The organism is Myxococcus sp. AM011 (genome assembly GCF_013372595.1).
GTDB lineage: Bacteria > Myxococcota > Myxococcia > Myxococcales > Myxococcaceae > Myxococcus > Myxococcus eversor.
Map to the genome: position 1 here is coordinate 1 of NZ_JABXEM010000084.1, position 21,892 is coordinate 21,892.

Annotated in this window: 16 protein-coding genes; 5 read left to right on the plus strand and 11 right to left on the minus strand. The window is 69.3% G+C overall.

Annotated elements, in window-relative coordinates:
* Nucleotides 1-2,849, plus strand: a 2,849-nt coding sequence (locus HUW62_RS18995) for an SbcC/MukB-like Walker B domain-containing protein (protein ID WP_176435213.1), incomplete at its 5' end; no start/stop codon positions are given.
* 10 nt (nt 2,850-2,859) lie between these two features.
* On the opposite strand, the gene HUW62_RS19000 is transcribed toward HUW62_RS18995, so the two are convergent.
* Both HUW62_RS19000 and HUW62_RS19005 read right to left on the minus strand, forming a co-directional pair.
* On the minus strand, nt 2,860-3,789 hold the full coding sequence (locus HUW62_RS19000; protein ID WP_163869468.1) for a serine/threonine-protein kinase: 930 nt from the start codon (nt 3,787-3,789) through the stop codon (nt 2,860-2,862).
* A 3-nt stretch (nt 3,790-3,792) separates the two neighbouring features.
* Nucleotides 3,793-4,599 carry a TIGR02266 family protein gene (locus tag HUW62_RS19005; RefSeq protein WP_163869467.1) on the minus strand — a complete coding sequence of 269 codons (807 nt, stop codon included), beginning with the start codon at nt 4,597-4,599 and terminating at the stop codon, nt 3,793-3,795.
* Nucleotides 4,600-4,817: 218 nt separating this feature from the next.
* On the opposite strand from HUW62_RS19005, the gene cglD reads away from it, so the two are divergent.
* Nucleotides 4,818-8,204 carry an adventurous gliding motility lipoprotein CglD gene (cglD, locus tag HUW62_RS19010; protein ID WP_163869531.1) on the plus strand — a complete coding sequence of 1,129 codons (3,387 nt, stop codon included), beginning with the start codon at nt 4,818-4,820 and terminating at the stop codon, nt 8,202-8,204.
* Between the two features lie 132 nt (nt 8,205-8,336).
* Here the strand turns inward: cglD and HUW62_RS19015 are convergent, their stop codons facing one another.
* Nucleotides 8,337-10,100, minus strand: coding sequence for a M14 family zinc carboxypeptidase (locus HUW62_RS19015; protein ID WP_176435214.1), 1,764 nt, complete (start codon nt 10,098-10,100; stop codon nt 8,337-8,339).
* Nucleotides 10,101-10,131: 31 nt separating this feature from the next.
* The gene (locus HUW62_RS19020) at nt 10,132-11,067 is read right to left on the minus strand and encodes an MBL fold metallo-hydrolase (RefSeq protein ID WP_163869465.1); all 936 of its coding nucleotides are present in this window, start codon (nt 11,065-11,067) and stop codon (nt 10,132-10,134) included.
* Nucleotides 11,068-11,163: 96 nt separating this feature from the next.
* Between HUW62_RS19020 and HUW62_RS19025 the strand changes: the two genes are divergently transcribed.
* On the plus strand, nt 11,164-12,123 hold the full coding sequence (locus HUW62_RS19025; RefSeq protein ID WP_176435215.1) for an alpha/beta fold hydrolase: 960 nt from the start codon (nt 11,164-11,166) through the stop codon (nt 12,121-12,123).
* A gap of 897 nt (nt 12,124-13,020) precedes the next feature.
* Here HUW62_RS19025 and HUW62_RS19030 read toward each other — a convergent pair.
* From HUW62_RS19030 to HUW62_RS19040, 3 genes are all read right to left on the minus strand, one after another.
* The gene (locus HUW62_RS19030) at nt 13,021-13,236 is read right to left on the minus strand and encodes a hypothetical protein (RefSeq protein WP_176435216.1); all 216 of its coding nucleotides are present in this window, start codon (nt 13,234-13,236) and stop codon (nt 13,021-13,023) included.
* Between the two features lie 652 nt (nt 13,237-13,888).
* Nucleotides 13,889-14,440, minus strand: coding sequence for a hypothetical protein (locus HUW62_RS48815; RefSeq protein ID WP_255203508.1), 552 nt, complete (start codon nt 14,438-14,440; stop codon nt 13,889-13,891).
* Nucleotides 14,441-14,763: 323 nt separating this feature from the next.
* Complete coding sequence (locus tag HUW62_RS19040) at nt 14,764-14,970, minus strand: hypothetical protein (RefSeq protein WP_163869462.1); 207 nt, start codon at nt 14,968-14,970, stop codon at nt 14,764-14,766.
* A 157-nt stretch (nt 14,971-15,127) separates the two neighbouring features.
* Between HUW62_RS19040 and HUW62_RS19045 the strand changes: the two genes are divergently transcribed.
* The gene (locus tag HUW62_RS19045) at nt 15,128-16,588 is read left to right on the plus strand and encodes an ATP-binding protein (protein WP_176435219.1); all 1,461 of its coding nucleotides are present in this window, start codon (nt 15,128-15,130) and stop codon (nt 16,586-16,588) included.
* Nucleotides 16,585-18,009, plus strand: a complete 1,425-nt coding sequence (locus HUW62_RS19050) for a sigma-54 dependent transcriptional regulator (RefSeq protein WP_176435220.1) — start codon at nt 16,585-16,587, stop codon at nt 18,007-18,009. Before HUW62_RS19045 ends, HUW62_RS19050 begins: the two co-directional genes overlap by 4 nt.
* Before the next feature lie 91 nt (nt 18,010-18,100).
* Here HUW62_RS19050 and HUW62_RS19055 read toward each other — a convergent pair whose 3' ends face one another.
* The 4 genes from HUW62_RS19055 to cysK are packed head-to-tail and all read right to left on the minus strand — an operon-like array spanning nt 18,101 to nt 21,642.
* Nucleotides 18,101-18,949: a MetQ/NlpA family ABC transporter substrate-binding protein gene (locus HUW62_RS19055; RefSeq protein ID WP_176435221.1), complete on the minus strand. Its 849-nt coding sequence runs from the start codon at nt 18,947-18,949 to the stop codon at nt 18,101-18,103.
* Nucleotides 18,950-19,005: 56 nt separating this feature from the next.
* Complete coding sequence (locus HUW62_RS19060; RefSeq protein ID WP_176435222.1) at nt 19,006-19,686, minus strand: methionine ABC transporter permease; 681 nt, start codon at nt 19,684-19,686, stop codon at nt 19,006-19,008.
* On the minus strand, nt 19,676-20,677 hold the full coding sequence (locus HUW62_RS19065; RefSeq protein WP_163869457.1) for a methionine ABC transporter ATP-binding protein: 1,002 nt from the start codon (nt 20,675-20,677) through the stop codon (nt 19,676-19,678). Before HUW62_RS19065 ends, HUW62_RS19060 begins: the two co-directional genes overlap by 11 nt.
* Entirely contained in the window at nt 20,674-21,642 is a 969-nt protein-coding gene (gene cysK, locus HUW62_RS19070; RefSeq protein WP_176435223.1) for a cysteine synthase A, read from the minus strand. Before cysK ends, HUW62_RS19065 begins: the two co-directional genes overlap by 4 nt.
* Nucleotides 21,643-21,892 lie beyond the last annotated feature (250 nt).

Consider the following 21,892-nt stretch of genomic DNA (forward strand, 5'->3'; position numbering starts at 1 on the left):
GTCGAGGGGAGGCGCGGTCGGCGCTGGAGGTGGCGGCGCCTGCGTTGGAAGCGGCGGCGGAGCTGGACGCGCGGAGTGCGACGGCCGCGCGCGAGGCGGAGGAGGCGCGGGGCCGGGCGCGGGTGTCGGAGGCAGAGGCGGCGAAGGCCCGGGCGGCGTTGGAGGAGGTCGTGGTCCGCGAGGAGGCCGCGCGGGTGGCGGGTGAGGGGGCTCGGGTCTGGTTGTCCGAGAAGGCCCACTGGGAGGCGCTGGCGAGGGAGTGGCCGCGCTGGCAGCGCGAGCTGGAGCGCTACGAGGCGGCGCTGGGCGAGGGACGGACAGCGCGGGCGACCGTGGAGAAGCTGCGCGGGGACGTGGACCTGCTGCGGGACGCGGAGCGCCTGAGGCGTCAGGAGCGGGACTCGGTGGCGGAGGCCGAGGCGCGTGCGCAGGCGGCGGCGGCGCATGCGGAGACTTCGCTGGGCGAGGGGACGGGTGTGGAGCGGCGGGTGCAACGGGAGTCGCTGCTCGCGAGGCAGGAGACGCTGCGCGCGCTGGAGTCGGCCCGGCAGGGGCTGTGTGCGGGCGAGGCGGAGGCGCGAGATGCCGCGCGCGAGGCGGCGGCGGCCCAGGAGGAATCGGAGTCCGCGTCAGGAGCGGTGCGAGACGCGGGGATGCGGCGGGTGGAGCGTGAAGCGGCCTTGAAGGAGGCGCGTCGTGCGCTGTCCGTGGCGCAGGCGACGCAGGGCCACGCGGCGCAGCGGGCGCTGCTGCGCGAGGGCGAGGCGTGTCCGCTGTGTGGTGCCACGGAGCATCCGTATCGGCACGAGGTGCCCGCCCTGGCGGGGCTGGTGGCGGAGTCCACCGCGCGGGTGGAGACGCTGGAGTCCGAGCGGAACGAGTGCTCGCGAGAAGAAGTGGACGCGAGCGCGAGGCAGGCGGCGGCGAGAGCGCGAGTCACGCAGGCGGAGTCTCGGCGCGAGGGCGCGGCGGCTCGTTGCATGGAGCACCGCGACGCATGGGCGCGAGGGCGCGAGCAGTGGCGACGGGCGCGAGCCTCCGGAGAGCATGGTTCGGCGTCCCCTGATGATGGGACTGCTCGGGTGGGCGCCGTGGGCGCGCGGGATGCCGCGTCACCGAGTGGCGAAGGGGTGAGCCCGCGGAGTGGCGAAGGGGCGAGCCCGCGAAGTGCCGGTGCACGCGACACAGTGCCCGAAGCGGGCTCGGCACCGGAGGCGGGCACCTGGCTGGAGGCGATGGTCGCTGACGTCCAGGCGAAGCTGTCCGCGTTGAAGTCCGAAGAGGAGGCCGCCGAGGGGCTGGCTCGGATGGCGCGCGAGGCGCGTGCGGCGCTGGAGGCACAGCGCACCCGACGAGAGGTGGCCACCGAAGCGCTCCGGCGCGCGGAGGAGTCCTTCACGCGCGCGGAAAGTGCGCTGAAGGAGGCCCTGGCTCGGATGGAGGCGGCGGACGCGACGGTGCGGCAGGTCCTCGCGGACGTGTCTCCCATCTTCGCCGCGGACGCGGGATGGGAGGCCAAGCTGGAGGCCGCTCCCGCGGACTTCCGGCAGAAGTGCGGCAAGCGCGTCTCCATGTGGAAGGAGCGCGAGGACATCGTCCAGAAGGCGAAGGCACGCGAGGACGAAGAGCAGCGACACCGCGCACGCGCCCAGGGCTTGCTGGAGGTGAGTGCCCGTCGCGCCGAGGAGGACGCCGCGCAAGCCGTGCTCAAGGAGCAGGCCCGGGATGAGGCGGCTGGGGCTCGCGCCGCGCTGCTGGAGGGTCGGCCCACGGAGGAGGTCCGCGCGGAGCTGCGAGCGAAGCTGGACACGGCGCTGGCGGCCTACGAAAAGGCGCGAGCGTCGGCCGAAGCGGCTCGGCAGGCGGAAGGCGTGGCCCTGGCCCGCGCGGAGGACGCGGCGCGCGACCTCGCTCGGGCGCAAGAGGCCCTGGAGCTGGCGCACAAGGAACTGGAGCAACGGCTGGTGGCCCAGGGTGTCTCCCTGGACGCGGTGAAGGCGTTGCTGGCGAATGATGCCGCGTGGTGCGAGGCGGAGGCGCGGGCGCTGGCCGTGCTGCGCGAGGCCCAGGCCCAGGCGCGCGCGGTGCACGACGAGCGTCGCGAGCGGCGCACGGGCCACGAGGCGAGCGGACCGCCGCGCCTCTCAGAGGAGGAAGCAACCGCCGCCCGGGAGCGCCTGCGCGGAGACGTGGAGGTCCGGAGGCGAGCGGAGGCGATGCTGCGTGCGCGACTGGAAGCGGACGACTCGGCCCGAGCCCGTCACGGCACCGAGGCGCAGGCCATCGCCGAGCGCAGGCGCGCGGGCGAGGTGTGGAAGGCACTGGGTGAACTCATCGGCTCGCACGATGGAAAGCGCTTCAAGGTCTTCGCCCAGAGCCTCACGCTGGACGCGCTGTTGCTGCACGCCAACGCGCACTTGCAAGAGCTGGCGCGGCGCTACCGGCTGATGCGAGTGCCCGGGCATGACCTGGACCTCCAGGTGGTGGACGGGGACATGGGCGACGAGGTGCGGGGCGTGGCCAGCCTGTCCGGAGGCGAGAGCTTCCTGGTGTCCCTGGCGCTCGCGTTGGGGCTGGCCTCGCTGTCCTCGGAGACCACGCAGGTGGAGACGCTCTTCATCGACGAGGGCTTCGGGACGTTGGACCCGGAGACGCTGGAGGTGGCGCTGGCCACGCTGGACGCGCTCCAGGCCACGGGGCGCCAGGTGGGCATCATCTCCCACGTCTCAGGGCTGGCGGAGCGCATCGGCGTGCAGGTGCGCGTGGTGAAGCAGGGCGGTGGCCGCAGCCGGCTGGTGGTGGAGGGAGACCTGGGCCTGCCCTACGTCGCGGTTCAGCAGCTCGCGTGAGGTCCGAGCCTCACACTCCCGTGCCCATCAACCCGCGCACCACGGCGGCCACGGCCAGTGGGGTGGCCACGCGGTCATCCGAGAGCGCCGCGAGGGCTCGCGCGAACTGCTCCGCCGAGCCGAAGCGCTGCGAGGGGTGAGGCGCCAGCGCGCGGTCCAGCACCAGCGCGAGCGCGTCCGACACCTCGGGGACCTGCATCCGCACCGGCTTCACCCGGCCATGACGGATGGCGGACTCCACCTCCTCGCCAGGACCGGAAGGGAAGGGGGACTCCAGCGACAGCAGCTCGTACAGCAGCACCGCGGTGGCCCACAGGTCCACCGCCACGGACACCTCGCCCGCCAGCAGCTCCGGCGAGCGGTAGTGCTGCTTGCCCAGGCGCCGCGCATCCAGCGCAATCCCCGCCCGCGAGCGCGCCACGCCGAAGTCCGCCAGCTTCACCTCACCAGTGCGCGACAGCAGCACGTTGTGCGGCGACACGTCACAGTGCACGACGCCCAGCGGGCGGCCCGTGGTGCTCGTGGCCTTGTGCGCATGCGCCAGGCCCTCCAGCACCTGCCGGACGATGAGCACGGAGATGTCGATGGGCAGCTCGATGCGCCGCCGCCGGCATTGCGCCAGCACCCGTCCCAAATCAGGCCCCTCCACCAGCTCCAACGCGAGGTAGCCCCCGTCGGCCAGCTCGCCGTACTCCACGAAGCCGACGATGTGCGGATGACGCAGGCACCGGGCCAGCTCCGCTTCATGCAGGAGCTGCTCATGCGCCTCGTCGTCGTGCGAGCGCTCGGGCCGCACGCGCTTGAGGGCCACGTGCTCCCCGGCCCTCGGGCCCTCCTTCACGCGCGCGAGGAACACCTCCGCCATGCCGCCGCGCCCCAGGCGGGACAGCAACTCGAAACGGCCACAGTCCCTCGGCCAGGTCTCCACGGCGACGTCCATGACTCAGTTCGCCCCACCCACCAGGCTCGCCAGGTAGTGGTCGAGCGTCCGGGAGAACGTAGCGTCGTCACTGAGGAACGCGAGCCCCACGCCACCGCTGTAGGGGTCATCCACCACGTGCACCACCACGGCCTCCCCTTGGAGATGCTCTCCGTTGGGCAGCCTCACGTCCACGGTGACGACGCTGTCGGTCGGAGGCCGGTGCGCGGTGCGCACGAAGAGCCCCCCGTTGGAGATGTTCAGCGCGTGCTCCCGCACGAAGTCCAGCTCGGTGCGGAACTCCAGCTCCAGCCGCACCGCGAAGCGGCGCCCCCGACGCTGGGGACTGCCCGGAGGCGTGGGCGGCACGCGGCGGGGATCATCCTCCGCCAGGGGCACGGCGGCGACAGGCGGTGTCGCCGGGGCCGAAGGAGGCGCGGCGGGCACGGGGAGCTCGGGCCGCGTGGCCAGCGCGCTCACGTGCTGCTCAAGCGCGCGCGCGGCGGCGGTGCGCTCGTCGCCACCATAGGCGCGTCCTCCCGCGAAGGTGCTGTTGCGAAGCGCATCGCGCTCCAGCTTGGGCAGGCGCCACAACTCCACGAAGGTGCCACCACTGCGCTTCACCTCGTCGGCGAGCCGCTCCACCGCGGCACGCGGATAGCCAGGGGCCTCCACCTTGAGCTCGATACCGGCCTGCTCGGCCTGCACGGCGACCACGAGCTGCATCGATTGAGCGGAGGGCAGCATCTCGCCAAGCCCCTCCACCACCGCCGCGGCGCGTTCTGGTGAAGCCCCTCTATTCCACAATGCCGCGAGACCGAAGACAGGCACGAAAGAGACGATAGCCGACGCTTCCCACCCCGCGAACTCTGTTCGCCAACAGTCATGGCGCAATCCGCCCATGAGGTTGGACAGCGAGCATACGAAGAGCGACGAAGAACTCGTACGCGGGGGAATAGTCCCTGACCAAAAAGCCCAGGTCTTCATAGACTTCGATTTCCCCCTGACTCATCCCAACCCCCCCGGAGTCAGGGCCATGGAGTCGAATGATGCGCATGCCCTTCGCCCGGCTCATTGCCTGCGTGCTCGTGTCAGCTTCGTTGCTGGCCGGATGCGGTGGTTCCGACCCAGACCCCAAACCCACTGGAAACAACGACGACGACGCGGGGACGCACGTCCCGGACAGCGGCCCCCCACCACCGGAGGACGCGGGCGTCGAACCTGACCCGGACCCCGACCCGGGGACGGTGCCGACGGATGTGAACGACAGCAAGAACCCGACCAAGGACTCCGACTGCGACGGCCTCACGGACGCGGAAGAGTTCGCCAACGTCTATGCGGGTGGGTTGAAGACGGACCCGGGCAAGCGTGACACCGACGGCGACGGCATTCGCGACGGTGTGGAAGTGGGTCGCACCTCCAGCGTGGACCCCAACTGCTCCTTCCGCGCGGACATGGACCCTTCCTCCGTGACTTCGCCGGTGAAGGCGGACACGGATGGCGACGGCATCCCCGACGGCCTGGAGGACACCAACCGCAATGGCGCCCGGGAGGTGGGTGAGACGGACCCCAACGCCATCGACTCGGATGGTGACGGGCTGGCGGACGGCGTCGAGGACGCCAACCACAGCGGCACGGTGAGCCCCGGCGAGACGGACCCGCGCAAGCGCGACACGGACGGCGACGGCCTGTCGGATGGGCTGGAGCGGACCATGGGCACCAACCCGCTCAACCCGGACACGGACGGCGACTCGTGCAGCGACGGCGAGGAGGACCGCAACCGCAACGGCGTGCGGGACACCGGCGAGACGGACCCGAAGGTGGCTGACTGCGCCGCCTCCATCCCCGACGCGGACTTCGACGGCATCCCCGACGCGGTGGAGACCGCCACGGGCACCAACCCGAACGCCGCGGACACGGACGGCGACGGCCTGAACGACGGCATCGAGGACGAGAACAAGAACGGCAAGGTGGACGCGAACGAGACCGACCCGCGCCTGACGGACACCGACTGTGACGGCCTGCAGGACGGCCCGGGCCGGGGGGGCTTCCTGGGTGAGGACGCCAACGGCAACGGCAAGGTGGACGGGAACGACACGGACCCCGCCAACCCGGACACGGACGGCGACGGCCTTCGCGACGGCGTGGAGCGCGGCGTGACGACGGCCGCGGCGCCGCGCAAGGACTGTGGCTACTCGGGGGACACGGACCCGAGCACCACCACCAGCCCCACGACGGCGGACTCGGATGGCGACGGCATCGCGGACGGCGCGGAGGACGCGAACCAGAACGGCCAGGTGGACACGGGCGAACTGGACCCGAAGAACCCGGCGGACGGCGCGCCCAACACGCCCGCGGGTCAGGCGTGCCGCGCGAGCAACCTGCGGCCTGTCACCTTCAAGGAGGACAACGGCGCGGACGTGCGGCTCGCGCTGCCCGCGACGTTCAAGGACGCCAACATCACCAACATCACCGTGGCGGGCTCCACGGTGGGCGTCATCGGCTGGGATGACACGAAGCAGGTGACGCTGATTGCGTACAAGCGTCCCCAGGTGGGCGGCTCCACCACGCCCGCGGGCGACGAGGCGGGCATCCGCGGCAGCGCGTTCTCCACCGCGACGAGCGACTACGCGCAGACCTTCACCACCTGGGACGGCTACGCGGCGCTGGCGGCGCGCTACTCGCTGCCGGGCGGTGATGACCTGAAGGCGCAGACGAACACGCTGGTGCGCTCGCTGGTGCCCTCCAGCACCGGCTCGCTGGCGGGCGCGGCGGGCATCACCGGTCCGTTCACCATCCAGGCGCAGTACGTCCACCGCTCCAACGACAGCGTGCTGGTGGTGCTCGCGATTACCCCCACGACTCGCTACAACGAGGCGGGCAGCCTGTTCGCGCTGGCGGACACGGCGGGCGGTTCGGCGCTCGCGCAGTTCGGTGACGCGGACGCGGTGCAGTGCGAGCTGTTCACCTCGCGCCAGGCGGTGGTGGACTTCCTCTTCGTGGTGGACGACTCCGGCTCCATGTCCAGCTCGCAGCAGTCGCTGGCGGACGCGGCCACGGCCGTGGCGAACAAGCTGGCCAACTCCACGCTGGACTGGCGTCTGGCGATGATCACCACCAGCTACACCTCCACCAACAACAACCACGTCAACCGCAACCTGGTGCGTGGCTTCACGCGGAACGTCAACCAGTTCCGCGCGTGGCTGACACAGAACAGCACCTGCGCCACCGGCCAGTGCAACAACCTCACCATCCCCGCGGGGACGACGCCCACCACCTGTACGAACAACCAGTCGTGCTGGGTGGGTTTGAGCGGCAATGGCGACGAGAAGCCCATGGACGCGGTGCGGGCCGCCATCAACAACGTGCTCGTGCCGAACGGCACGTCCTCGGACTCGCGCATCCGCGAGGGCGCCAAGGTGGTGGTCGTCATCCTCACGGACACGCACGACTACTCGACGGACTCCATCGCCACCTTCGAGCAGTACTTCCGGAGCACCGGCACCACGGCCGCGACGAAGAACCCGCTGAACCAGGTCATCCAGGTCCACGGCATCATCTGCCCGCCGGAGTTCGCCACCAGCAACACGGCGACGTGGTGTCACAACCAGGAGGACCCCCGCAACCCGAAGCACCTGGACATCATCCAGGCGACGGGCGGCGTGGTGGGCAGCATCCGCAACTCCACCTCCATCACCACCACCATCAACGGCATCATCGACAGCGTCATCGCGTCGGTGGGCTACCGCACGCAGCAGCCGCCCATCGGCGCGTCGGTGAAGGTGTCGGTGGCCTCGGTGGCGGACGCGGTGGCGTGCCCCACGGCGTCGGACCTGCCGCGAAGCCGCACCAACGGCTTCGACGTGGATGGCATCAACCGGACGCTGTCGTTCTTCGGTGGCTGCCGGCCGCTGGCGGACAACACGGCGGCGGCGGTGTCCTACCGCTACTGGAGCGACCGGACGACGAACGCCAACGGCGTGCCTCCTCCGTGCCGCGCGGACCCGTACTACGACGCGACGGAAGCGGACTACTGCGACGGCAAGCTCTCCTGCAACCGGACGACGGACAAGTGCGAGTGCCCGTCGGACTGCGGTGGTGGTGGGGGCGCTCCGGGCCAGGTGTGCAACACGGACCCGGCGGTGTGCGCGTACACGTGTGCCTCGGATTGTGGTGGCACGTGCGGCACGTATGAGTCGTGCAACTCGGCGACGTGCGCGTGCTCGTGCGTCCAGACGGCCACGTGCGCGGCGGGCTACAAGTTCGACCCGAACGTGTGCGCCTGCGCGTGTGACACGTCGTCGCTGAGCTGCGGCTCCACGGCCACGCCGGATGCGGCCTCGTGCTCCTGCGCGTGCAAGGCGGACTGCGGCGGCTGCCCGTCGAACACGGCGTGCAACCCGAGCACCTGCGCCTGCGAAGGCATCATCGGCTGACGGTGACGTGAATCGCCGGCCCTCTTTTGAGGGCCGGTGCTTCGTCGGAACATGAAGAAGGCCCCGGTGGCGGCATGCCTCCGGGGCCTTCGTGCTTCAGGGCGTCGTGAGCCCGGGGGAGGAGGCCCGGAGCTACCGGCCGGCGGTGAGGCCCGTGGGCGCGGTGGCGGTGCGGAAGATGGGGTAGACGCGGTGCTGGGTGTCACGAGCGGGGTGGCGCTCGTAGAAGAAGCGCAGGCGCGCGCGCGGGTCCTTGGCGAAGGCGGCGTCCTTGAGCTTCGCGTCCCACTCGGCCTTCACGGTGGCGTCCTTCGCGAGCAGCTCCCGCGCGAAGGGCTCCAGCACGTAGTCCTCGACGTATTCCTTCTGCTCGAAGTGGGCGTTGAAGAAGCCCCAGGACAGCAGCGAGTCTGGCGCGGTGGGCTCCAGCAGGTGGGCCACCAGCTCCACGCCCGGCTGCGCGGTGGGGACGTACAGCGCGCCCGCGGCCATGGCCTGTGACTGCTTCTCCCACGCGCCCTTCACGGAGAGCGTCTGACGGCCCTCGTTGGACTGGGGGCTCCACTTCGCCTCGGTGGCGCGGAAGACCTCCACGTCGGTGGCGGGCGTCGGGCGGGACAGGCGCTGGAAGCGCAGGCCGTGGGTGGTGAGCTTCTCGGCCACCCAGGCGGCGTGGGACGGCGGCACCAGGTAACCCCCCGAGGGGATGGAGACGGTGAGCGCGGGCTCCACCTTGTCGAAGTACGGCACGTTCCACACCTGCGGCTTGGAGTCGTCGTAGCGAATCCACGTCTGGCCGGAGACGTCGGAGGCGCCGCGCTCGTAGGCGTAGCCCCGGAAGGTGATGGGGTGGTTCTCCGACGTGTTCTTCCACGCGACGACGACGTCGCGCACCTTGCCGGACTGGGTCTCCGTGTCCACCGCCTTCACGGCGCTCATCAGCCCAGCGCCATCGCGGGCGACGAGGCGCAGGAGGCCGGCGACGACGTCGCGCGTGGCCTTCACGCGCTCGGCATAGGGCTTCCACGAGTGCGTCTCCACGAGCACGCCGAACCGGTGGTGGGCGGCGGCGTAGGCGTGGCTGAAGCGCGGGGGCGGCACGCCGTAGGCGAAGCCGGACGTCGGGTCATCGTCCTGGAGGAACGAGGGGTAGAACTCCAGGGGCTGGTGGCCTTGCGTCTCCAGTTCCTGGAACAGCTCCTGGCGCAGCTTCACGCCGAGGGTGCGCAGGCTCTCCGGGCCGGACTTCTGCGGCTCGATGCCGACGGCGACGTCGGGCTCGAACTTGGCGCCGTCGGTGACGTGGAGGTCCGCGTAGACGAGCGCGTTCCAGGAGTGGAGGTAGCGCAGCAGGGCCACCATCTCCGGGCTCTCCGCCTTGACGTAGTCGCGGTTGAGGTTGAGGTTCCGCGAGGTGACGCGCCAGCCCATCTCCTCGGGGCCCACCTGATTGGGGCGGTTGTTGGGGCCGAAGCGCTCGTGGCCGTCGACGTTGAAGACGGGGACGAAGACAGCGGTGACGCCCTTGAGGACTCCCGGCAGCGTCTTGCCGGCGAGGATGTCTCGCAAGAGCGCGAAGCCGGCGTCCTTGCCGTCGATTTCGCCGGCGTGGATGCCGCCCTGGAAGAAGACGACGGGGCGGCTCTTCTTCGTGTTGGCGGCGGGGGTGAGGGTGCCATCGGCGCTGGCGACGAGGGCGAGCATGGGCCGGCCCTCGGGGGTGGTGCCGAAGGTGTCGCAGCGCACCTTGCCGGGGTAGGCCTTGGGGAAGGCGCGGCAGAGCGCCTCCACCTCGGGGTAGCGGCCGGTTCGAGTCCAACCACTCTGCTCGGACGCGGTGGTGAGCGGCGGTGGGGACTGGGAGAGCGCCAGGGAGAGGGCGGTGGCGAGGAGCATGGCCAACCCTCAACACAGGCTCTGGTGGGTTTCAACCGCCTCGCACGGTGAGCGTTCCACCCACCGGTAGGACGTGGACGTGCTCTCGCGGCCAGCCCCGGCGCTTCCACTCGGCGTCCAGGCGGCGGGGCGGTTCGTCGAGCGGCTCGTCGGTGAGCTTGAACGTCCCCCAGTGCATGGCGAGGAACTCCCGGGCGCCGAGCGCCTCGAAGGCGCGGACGGCGTCCTCGGGGTTCATGTGCTGGCGGCTCATGAACCACTCCGGGTCATAAGCGCCAATGGGGAGCAGGGCGGCGTCGAGCTTGGGGAAGCGGCGGCCAATCTCCTGGAAGCCATCGAACCAGGCGGTGTCACCGGAGTGGTAGACGCGGGCGCTGGAGCCCTCGATGACGAAGCCGCCCCAGAGCATCTCGTTGGCGTCGTTGAGGCCGCGTCGGCTCCAGTGCTGCGAGGGGACGTAGTGGATGGTGACGGGGCCCACTCGGGTGGACTGCCACCAGTCCAGTTCGGTGACGGCGAGCTTGCCGCCCTTGAACACGGGAGCGTGTCCCAGGCCGGTGACGATGGGCGCGCCCACGTCGTTGAGCGTGGGCAGGTCCAGATGGTCGTAGTGGTTGTGGGAGACGAGGCTTGCCGCGATGGGGGGCAGCTTGTCGATGGGGACGCCGGGCGGGACGTTGCGGTGGATGACGACGTTGATGGCGTCGCGCAGCACGGGGTCGATGAGGAGGGACAGGCCGTCGAGCTGGACGAGCCAGCTCGCGTGGCCCAGCCAGGTGAGGCGCGCGCCCTCGCCGGGGGCGGGAGGCGTGGCGAGCAGGGCGAGGTCCGGCTCCACGCGAGGGACGGGCGCATGGCCGGGAGACTTGCGGCGGCGGCCGGTGAGCTTGTCGGCGACTGCCCATTTGAAGACGGTGCTGAACGGCTGAGGGCCGCTGCCGTCCAGGTTCTTGAAGCGCAAGGCCATGATGCGTGCTCCTCGAAAGACACCGGAGCCCGAGGCCCCGAGCCTCTGTCATGCTCGCGGGACGGTTCGGTTCGCAAGGGGAATGGAGCCCCTACCATGGTCGACCTCACACATCGCACGCTCGAGACGAACGGGATTCGCCTTCATGTCGCGGAGGCGGGGAAGGGGCCTCTCGTGTTGTTGCTCCATGGGTGGCCGGAGTCCTGGTACTCGTGGCGGCATCAGCTCCCGGCGCTCGCCGCCGCGGGCTATCGCGTCGTGGCGCCGGACGTTCGAGGCTATGGACGCAGCGACAAGCCGGGGCCCGTCGAGGCGTACAGCATGAAGAGCCTGGTGGCGGACTTCGTGGGGCTGTTGGACGCGCTCGGAGAGAAGACGGCGGTGGTGGTGGGGCACGACTGGGGTGCGGCGATGGCGTGGACCTGTGCCGCGCTTCATCCGGAGCGCTTCCGGGCCGTCGTCGGCATGAGTGTTCCGCATCTGGGGCGTACGCCCATGTCGCCCACGCAGCTCTTCAAGGCGGTGTTCAAGGAGAAGTGGTTCTACATCCAGTACTTCCAGCAGCCCGGCGTCGCCGAGGCGGAGCTGGAGGCGGATGTCTCGCGGACGATGCGCACGGTGCTGGCGGGCAGCGTCGCGGGCTTCGACACGACGTCGGAGTTGGTGCGCGCGAGGAAGCAGGGGGACGGGTTTCTCACGGGCATCGAGACGCCCAAGACGTTGCCTGCCTGGCTCACGGAGGAGGATGTCGCGTACTTCGTAAAGGAGTTCGAGGGCAGCGGGTTCCGGGGTGGGTTGAATCGCTATCGCAACATGGACCGTGACTGGGAGGAATTGCCCGAGCTGGCGACGGTGAAAATCGAGCAGCCCGCGCTGTTCATCACGGGAGAGAAGGACCCGGGTCGTGCGCTGGCGCCGGTGGACTTGATGAAGCCGCTGGTGCCCCACCTGAAGGACATTCTCGTCATTCCTGGCGCGGGGCACTGGGTTCAGCAGGAGCGTCCCGCGGAGGTCAATGCCGCGCTGCTGTCGTTCTTGAAGTCGCTGCCCGCGTGATGTCGAGGTGGGCTCGGGTCTGTCACCAGTCGGGGTGACAGACCCAGGGACTGGAGGGGCGACGCTGGAAGCAGCGGTAGGCTTCGTCGCAGGTGTTGGGGCCCTTGGGGTCGCAGGGTTGCTCGCAGGCCCATCCGTCACAGACGAGGCCATCAGGGCAGGGGGGGAAGTCCTTGCCGCAGCGTTGCTCGCACTCGGACCAGATGCGGTCGGGGAGATGGGACGCGTGCATGAACTCGCACGTCTGGCCCGAAGGGCAGGGTGTCTGTTGGCATTGGGGGCCGAACACCCTGGCGCAGGCGGAGGCGCCCTGTTCGTGGCGGATGCAGTGCTGTCCTTCGGGGCAGCCGCTCTTCTCACAGGTGGGGAGGCAGAGCGGTTCGGGTTGGGTGTCCGCGCAGAAGAAGTTGGGAGCGCAGCTGCCCGGCTCCGTCAGTGAGCAGGTGCGCGCGCAGAAACCGTCTCGGCTCCCACATATCAGTCCTGGTGCACAGGCCTCTTCCCGAGAGGCGGGAACCTTGATGCACCGCTCTCCTTCCGTGCGCACGCCGAGAAGCAGGCAGTAGCGCACCATGGGACCGGGGCCTTCCGTCGCGAGGAGGCGACAGTGCTGCCCATCCTCGCATTGCGCATCTGTGATGCATTGGCTGTCAGCGCAGTACTGAGCATGTGCTCGGGCGTCCATGAGGCAGCCCAGGGGGGCCTCACAGTCGGCGCTACGAGTGCAGTTCCGGTGATAGGTCCGCAGTGGGCCGCGTTCCTCTTTGGAGAGGAGGGGGCTGACGGGGCGCCCTCGAAAGTGTTCCGGTTGCTCGGGTTGGAGTGTGCCGCCGAGGATGAGCACCAATGGCAGCGGAAGGAGCAGCGCGACTCCAACCCCCAGGGGTGTCCGCCAGTTCATTCCACTTCACCACAGCGTTGGATGCACTCCGCGCTTTTCGAGGCCGCTCCGCCACAGTAGCGCTCGCGCTCCACGCTGGAGCAGCGCGAAGGGATGTTCTCCAGCGCATCCTGATGCGCGGCCCGGTCCACGAGGCCATCACGTCGATGCACCTCCGGGCAGCCCATGACGGCGCAGGACAGCGCACAGACCCAGAAGGTCAACCATGGCATCGCTGTATCCCCCCGGGAGGATGCGCTGCGAGGTCATCCTACTGAAGGCTGATTCTTCAGCGGTCGATGCACGTGTTGTGACTGTGCATGCCAGGACACTGCGAAGCTCTCGATGCAGGTGATGCACGCGGAGATGTGCAGTTGTTTGTGGCCGGGCGCCGAAGCAGGCCGCGCACGTCAGGCACCGGTAATGGTTCGATTCAGGATGAGGAGTCACACGGAGGGACATGTTGTCGGGAGCATGGATGGCAGCATCTTGGGTCGCGGATTCCTCCGAAGATTCGGAACGGAAATCTGAACATGGGATGCCAATGAACCAGATGAACAAGCACCAGTCCGTTGTCCAATGCATCATCTCGCTCCGTACATCCATTCTCAGGATGTTCCTGAACTTTCAATGGGGCGATGAAGGGCCGCAGCCTCCGTCGTCGGGTTCTCCGTCGGGATTTCCCAACGAGAGCCCCTGAGAGAGGATCAGGGCTCGAACGGCGCGGTCATTGTCGTTCGGCATGATGCATCGCTCGGTTCGCAAGCCGGGTGTGGATTGAAACAGATTGCCGTTCTCGATTTTCGGTATGTATAGCAGGGCCACCGCTGAGGCCGTTCTGCTTGGCGGTGGACTCTGCTCGGACTTCGCTGGGCCGAAACGGCGTCACCAGTCGGGGTGGCAGACCCAGGGGCTGGAGGGGCGACGCTGGAAGCAGCGGTAGCCTTCGTCGCAAGTGTTGGGGCCCTTGGGGTCGCAGGGCTGCTCGCAGGCCCAGCCGTCACAAACGCGGCCGTCGGGGCAGGGGTGGAAGTCCTTGCCACAGCGCAGCTCGCACTCGGACCAGATGCGGTCGGGGAGACGGGATGCGTGCATGAACTCGCACGTCTGGCCCGAAGGGCAGGGTGTCTGCTGGCACTGAGGGCCGAACACCCTGGCGCAGGCGGAGGCGCCTCCTTCGTGGCGGATGCAGTGCTGTCCTTCGGGGCAGCCGCTCTTCTCACAGGTGGGGAGGCAGAGCGGTTCGGGATAGTCGTCCACGCAGAAGAAGTGGGGTGGACAGGTGCTGGCGTCATCCAGACTGCACGGTCGCCCGCAGAAGCTTCCTTCGCGGGAGCAATACAGCCCGGGCCCACAGGCGCCTTCCTGGGACTCGGAGATGTCCACGCATCGCTCGCCTTCCTTGCGGATGCCCACGGGCACGCAATAGCGCACCACGGGGTCTTGTCTCGCAGTGGCGAGGAGTCGACAGGTCTGTCCGTCGGGACACTGCGCATCCGTGAAGCACTGGCTGTCCGTGCAATAAATCGCGCGAGCACGCTCATCGAAGAGGCAGCCCAGTGGCGGGTCGCACCCCACTTTTGCACCGCAGTTTCGATGGTAGGTCTGGAATCGTGAGCGTTCTTCTGGCGTGAATACGGGACTGACCCGCCGGCCCCGGACGTATTCAGGAAGGTCTGGTTGCAGCAGGCTGCTTGTCGTGAGGACAAGAGGCAGTGGAATCAACAACGCGATGCCTGCTCCCAGCATCGTTCGCACGTTCATTGCTGACCGCCACACGTCTGGATGCACGTCTCGCTCTGCTCGCGACCATCGCTGCAGAAGAGCCTGAAGTCGTCCTCGGAGCAGCCCGTGGGAATGCTCTCCAGTGCATCCTGATGCGCGGCCCGGTCCACGAGGCCATCACGTCGATGTACCTCCGGGCAGCCCATGACGGCGCAGGACAGCGCACAGACCCAGAAGGTCATCCATGGCATCGCTGTGTCCCCCCGACAGAGGAAACGACACAGGCATTCTACCGAAGGTAGGAAGTCCCGGAGACAACCTGGGTGATGGGCGAGTGGGACTGTGCACGCGCCGACATCGCTCACCCACACGGCCCCGCACTCCCTTATATAGAACGCGATGCTTCCCACCGCCGGCTCCACGACTCGCAAGCTGCTGCTCGCCTTCGGTGCGCTGGTGGCGCTCTTCACCGCCGCCTCGGGCTTCGCGCTCGCTCGGCTGGCGGACATTCACGATGCCTCGCACGAGCTGCGCGAAGCCGGCGGCCGGGTTCGCGAGGCACTCGAGCTGGCGACCGCCGTGAGGGACCAGTACGCGCATCTGGCCCACACCATCATCCTCGGCAACGCCAGCCACGTTCACTTCCACGAGGAGTCGCGAGCGCGCGTCGAGACGCTCACCCGCAGGCTCCGAGAGCAGGCTCAAGACGCCGAGGAGCGCGCCTGGGTGGCGGACATCCAGGAGAACGGTGACGCGCTGGACCGCCTGTACCGCGAGACGCTCCTGCCCGCCGTGCTGGCGAAGGACCACGCCGCCGTCACCGCCGCCCATGGCCGCGCTCTGGAACGCGTCTCCCTCATCCAGGCTCGAGCCGAGGCCCTCGCGCGACGCTTCGACACCTCCATCGGTTCCTTCGAGGAGCACGTCGCAGCCGTCGAGCACACCAGCTTCCGCTGGGCCCTGCTCTTCCTCGGCGGCGCCACGCTGTTCGCCGTGGGCGTGGGCATCTACATCGGCAACTCCGTGGCTCGCCCCGTCGCACGCTTGTCCGACGGCGCCGCGAGACTCGCCCAGGGCGACCTGCACACGCGAATCCCCGAGGACGACCCAGGAGAACTTGGCCGACTCGCCGCGCAGTTCAACCGGATGACCGAGGCCCTGCGCACGCACCAGACCCAGCTCGTCCAGCACGAGAAGCTCGCCAGCGTCGGCCGGCTCGCCGCGGGCGTCGCGCACGAAATCAACAACCCGCTCGGCGTCATCCTCGGCTATGTGCGCATCCTCCAGCGCAAGGCGGAAGGCGCCCTGGCCGAGGACCTGAAAGTGGTGGAGGAGGAGGCCGTGCGATGCCAACAGATTGTCGAAGGACTCCTCGACCTCTCCCGTCCGGGTCAGGGCCCGGTGGAACAAATCCCCCTGCGCGAGACGTGTGAGGACGTGGTGGCGAGGCTGCGCGAAGCGGAGAGACTCGGGCTGGTGGACGTGCGCGTGGAAGGTTCGGCGAGCGCGTGGGCCCAGCCCGCGAGACTGCGTCAGGTGCTCCTCAACCTGGTGAAGAACGCCGCCGAGGCCGCGGGAACACATGGCACCGTCGAAGTGCGAATCGCCCCCGCGAACGACGGTGGCGCCAGCGTCTCCGTCTCAGACTCCGGCCCCGGTGTGAAGCCCGAGGACCACCGCCGCCTCTTCGAGCCCTTCTTCACCACCAAGTCCACGGGCACGGGTCTGGGGCTCGCGGTGAGTCAGGCCATCGCGGAAGCCCACGGAGGACGCATCGAAGCGGACACGGGCCCGCTGGGAGGCGCGCGCTTCACGTTGCGATTGCCCCCGGCGTCCGCCGAGCGGGAGGCGATGGCGTGAGCACTCAAACCCAGCCTGCCGTCCTGGTGGTCGACGACAAGGAGAACATGCGCAAGCTGTTCTCCCGCATCCTCGGAGACGCCTACGCGGTGACGGAGGCCGCTGACGGCGAGCAGGCCATGTCCCTCCTGGCGTCACGTGACTTCGACGTGGTGGTGACGGACATCCAGATGCCCGGAGCGGACGGCTTCGCGGTGCTGCGCGAGGTGAAGCGCCGCGCGCCCGGCACGGAGGTGATTCTCGTCACCGCGTTCGCCAGCATCCCCAAGGCCGTCGAGGCCATCAAGGAAGGCGCCTACGACTACCTCTCCAAGCCGTTCGACCCGGACGAGGTCGCGCTCGTCGTGGCCCGCGCGCTGGAGAAGCGTCGCCAGGGACGAGAGGCCGCGGGACTGAAGGCGCGTCTCGCGTCAGCCCCTGAACTCCACGGGCTGCTGGGAGGCAGCGCCGCGATGCACGCCCTGCACGGCCTGCTCTCCCAGGTCGCGACCAGAGACCTCACCGTGCTTCTCACGGGCGAGACAGGCACGGGCAAGGAGCTGGCCGCGCGAGCAGTCCACAAGGAGAGCCCCCGCGCCGCGAAGCCCTTCGTCGCTGTGAACTGTGGCGCGCTCCCCGCGGAGCTCGTGGAGAGCGAGCTGTTCGGCCACGCGAAGGGCGCCTTCACGGGCGCCACGGCGGCGAAGCCCGGACTCTTCGAGGAAGCCCACGGCGGCACGCTCTTCCTTGACGAGATTGGAGACCTCCCGCTGCCCGTGCAGGTGAAGCTCAACCGCGCCCTCCAGGAGAAGGAAGTCCGACGCGTGGGCACCACCGTGCCGGTGAAAGTAGACGTCCGCGTGGTGGCCGCCACGCACCGTGACTTGTCCGCCGAGGTGGCCTCGGGCCGCTTCCGCGAGGACCTCTACTACCGCCTCAACGTGGTGACGGTGCGCCTGCCCGCGCTGCGAGAGCGACGCGAGGACGTCCCGATGCTCGCGATGTATTTCCTGTCCCGCTCGGGACGGCCCGAAGTGGAGAGCTTCACCGCCGAGGCCCTGCGCGCGCTCGCGTCCTACGACTGGCCCGGCAACGTGCGCCAGCTCGAGAACGCGGTGGCGCGAGCCGTGGCCGTGGCCCGAGGCATTCGAATCACTCCTGAGGACCTTCCTCCCGAAGTGGCCACGTCACGCGGTGTCACCTCGGGCGCCACGGCCCCGGGTGTGAGGGCCACCGCCGAATCCCTGGCGAAGCTGCCCTACCGCGAAGCGGTGGACGGCGCTCGCGACACGGTGTCCCGCGAGTACCTCACCGCGTTGATGCAGGAGTTCGGCGGCAACGTCACCCACGCCGCCGAACGCGCCGGCATGGAGCGCGAGAGCCTCCATCGACTGCTCAAGCGCTACGGCGTGCGTTCGGACGACTTCAAGCGCTCCGAGTGACGCGCCGCCACTCGGTGCCTCGCGCCACCGCAAGGGCGCGCGCCCCTCCGGAATGGAGTGCGTTGCACCACACTCCGGCGAACCGCGCGGGTCAGAACGCCGGCACCACCGCGCCGCCGTACTGGGACTCGATGAAGTGGCGCACCTCGCCGGACTGGAGCGCCTTGAGCAGCACGCGGACCTCGGGGCGAGACTCGTCACCCTTCCGGACGACGAGCACATTCGCATAGGGATTGCGCGTGGAGGACTCGCGAGCCAGCACCTTCGCGTTCAGCTTCAGGTGCTTCTGCGCCTCCAGGAAATAGTTGCCATTGATGACGGCGGCGGCCACGTCCTCCAGGGTGCGAGGCTGCTGCTCGGCGTCTATCTCCCGCAGCTCCAGCTTGCGAGGATTGCCCACCACATCACCCACCGTCGCGACGGCGCCCGCGGTCTCCTTCAATCGCAGCAGGCCCTGGTCCGCGAGCAGGTGCAGCGCGCGCGAAGCGTTGCTCGGGTCCGAGGGAATCGTCACCTGCGCCCCCTCGGGCAGCTCCGCGAGCTGACGGAACTTCGTCGAGTACAGCGCCAGGGGTTCCAGATGCACCGCTCCCGCGCTGCTCAGCGACAGCTGTCGGTCCGCGGAGAAGCGCTCCAGGTACGGCACATGCTGGAAGTAGTTGGCGTCGAGCTGCCCATCCGCCAGGGCTACGTTGGGCTGCACGTAGTCGGTGAACTCCACCACCTCGATGCGCACGCCGGAGCGCAAGGCCACGGGCACCGCCGCGCGGAGAATCTCGCCATGCGGCACCGGGTTGACGCCAATCCTCAGCGTGGGCACGCCGGGCGCCTCGCCGGTGGCGGGGGCCTCCGATTTCTTGCAGCCCGTCCCCACGAGCAGCGCGACGGAGACGGCGGCGAAGGCCAGGGGGATGATGAGGAATGACGCGGGTGGCTTCATGACGTGTGGATTCCGAGGGGAGAGGCCGCGGGCAACAGCGAGGCCGGGCGGATATTTCAGTCGTGCGCGCGGCGGGAGTGGGGCGAGGTGTGGTCGAAGCGCGAAGCCACTCCGTCACCCAGCCACTGCACGAGCTGCACCAGCGCGAGCAGCACGGCGAGGCAGCCCAGCATGACGTCGGTGCGGAAGCGCATGTAGCCGTACTTCACCGCCAGGTCTCCCAACCCACCTCCGCCCACGGCGCCCGCCATGGCGCTGTAGCCGAGCAGGCTGATAACCACGAGCGCGGTACCGCGCACGAGAGAAGGCAGGGCCTCCGGAAGCAGGACGCGGAAGATGACGCGGCGGTGGGTCGAGCCCATGGCGATGGCGGCCTCCACCAGTCCGGAGTCCACCTCGCGCAGGCCCTGCTCCACCACGCGGCCCATGAAGGGAATCGCCGCGACGACCAGCGGAACGATGGCGGCGGTGGTGCCAATCGTGGTGCCCACCAGCAGGCGAGTCAGGGGAACGATGGCCACCATCAAGATGATGAACGGCACCGAGCGCCCCACGTTGACGAGCATGCCCAGCACGCGGTGAAGCGCCGGGCGCTCCCACAGTCCACCCCGGTCCGTCAGCACCAGCAGCACGCCCAGGGGCAGCCCCGCGAGCACCACCAGCACCGTGGCCACCGACGTCATGTAGAGCGTCTCCAGCGTGGCCACCCACAGTGAATGCGTCAGCTCACCAGGCATGAGCCGCCTCCTCCGACGTCACACCCTGCTCGCGCAGGAACGCCAGGGCCTGGCTCACCGCGTCCGGAGCCCCCGTGAGCTCGAAGAGCAGCCGCCCCACGCGCGCCTCGCCCACGCGCTCCAGTGAGCCCTCCAGCAGGTGCGCATCCACGTCGAAGCGACGCGCCAGGGTGGAGAGGATGGGGCGCGTGGAGTGCTCGCCGGACAGCGACAGCTCCACACGCTGACCGCCCCGCAGGACGGCACTCTCGCCCGTGGTGAAGGGCGGGTAGCACAGCCCATGCAGATGCGTGCCAGGACGGGAGAGCAGTTCCACCACCTTGCCCTGCTCGACGAGTCGCCCCTGCTCCAGCACGGCCACGGTGTCGCAGATGGCCTTCACCACCTCCATCTGGTGGGTGATGAGCAGGATGGTGAGCCCGAGCTGTCGGTTCAAATCCCGGAGCAACGCCAGCACCGAGCGCGTCGTCTCCGGGTCCAGCGATGACGTCGCCTCGTCGGACAGCAGAATGCGAGGACGCGGCGCCAGGGCGCGGGCGATGCCCACCCGCTGCTTCTGTCCACCCGACAGCCGCGCCGGGTACGTGTCCGCCTTGTCCGACAGGCCGACCAGGGCGAGCAGCTCCGCGACACGCGCGCGAATCTGCTCGCGCGGCAGCCCCGCCACCTCGAGCGGATACGCGACGTTGGCCGCCACCGTCTGCGAGGAGAACAGGTTGAAGTGCTGGAAGATCATCCCGATGCCCTGCCGCGCCAGGCGCAGCTCCTCGGGACTCAGTGACAGCAGCTCCTTCCCATTCACCCGCACGCGGCCCTGGGTGGGACGCTCCAGCAGGTTGACGCAGCGGATGAGGGTGGACTTGCCCGCGCCGCTCTGTCCGAGCACGCCGAACACTTCTCCCGGGTCCACCCGCAGCGACACGTCCTGGAGCGCCGACAGCTCGCGCCCGCCCTGCCTGTACACCTTGCTGATACCGCGCAGCTCAATCATCCACCGACTCCCTGCGGTGTGTTCGCCAGCTCCTCGGCGAACGCGGCGAACGAACTCCAGTACCGCTCGCCCGTGTCGGGCAGCACGGTGAGCACCGTCTTGCCGGGCCCCAGGCGCCTGGCCACCTGCCGGGCCGCATGCAACGCCGCGCCACTGGAGATGCCGACGAGCAGACCCTCACGGCTCGCCAGCTCCCGCGCGGCGAGGTACGCGTCGACATCCGCGACGTCGATGACCTCGTCATAGACGGAGCGGTCCAGCACCTCCGGCACGAAGTTGGCGCCAATGCCCTGGATGCGATGCGGCCCCGCCTTGCCCTGGGTGAGCAGGGGCGAGCGCAGCGGCTCCACCGCGATGACCTGCAGGGACGGGTTCTCCTTCTTCAGCACGCTGCCCGCGCCGGTAATCGTGCCGCCCGTGCCGATGCCCGCCACGAAGGCGTCGAGCTTGCGCACGTCCAGGTCTCCGAGAATCTCCTTCGCCGTGGTGCGCCGGTGGATCTCCGGGTTGGACGGGTTGCGGAACTGCTGCGGCATGAAGCCCTTGGGGCCCAGCTCCTTGATGAGCTCGTCGGCCGCCTCGACGGCGCCATTCATGCCCTTGGCCGCGGGCGTCAGCACCAGCTCCGCGCCATAGGCCTCCAGGATGCGGCGGCGCTCCACGCTCATGCTCTCCGGCATGGTGAGGATGATGCGGTAGCCCTTCACCGCGGCGACCATGGCCAGGGCCACGCCGGTGTTTCCGCTGGTGGGCTCGACAATCGTCATGCCCGGACGCAGGCGACCCTTGTTCTCCGCGTCCTCAATCATCGCCAGGCCGATGCGGTCCTTCACGCTGCCACCGGGGTTGAAGGATTCGACTTTCGCCAGCAGCGTGGCGGCGTCAGGGCCACCGACGCGCGACAGGCGGATGATGGGCGTGCGGCCAATGAGCTGCGTCACGTCGGGGTAGATGTTGTTGGGCATCCGCGTCTCGGGGGTTGGGGCCGGGACTTCGATGCTGCGCCCCGGCGTGTGGGGAAAATGGAACGGCCCGTCTCCAGGTTTCTGGGGGACGGGCCGGACACGCCTGCGCGCGAAAGACGCTCAGTACGCTCGAACGGACGGACCCGTCGTGACGCGGCAACACATGCCGCGACAACAGGACCCGAACGGAGCGACGAAGCAGAGCATCGGCTTCAGGACGTAACCAATCCGCCGGAGACTGTCAACCCGA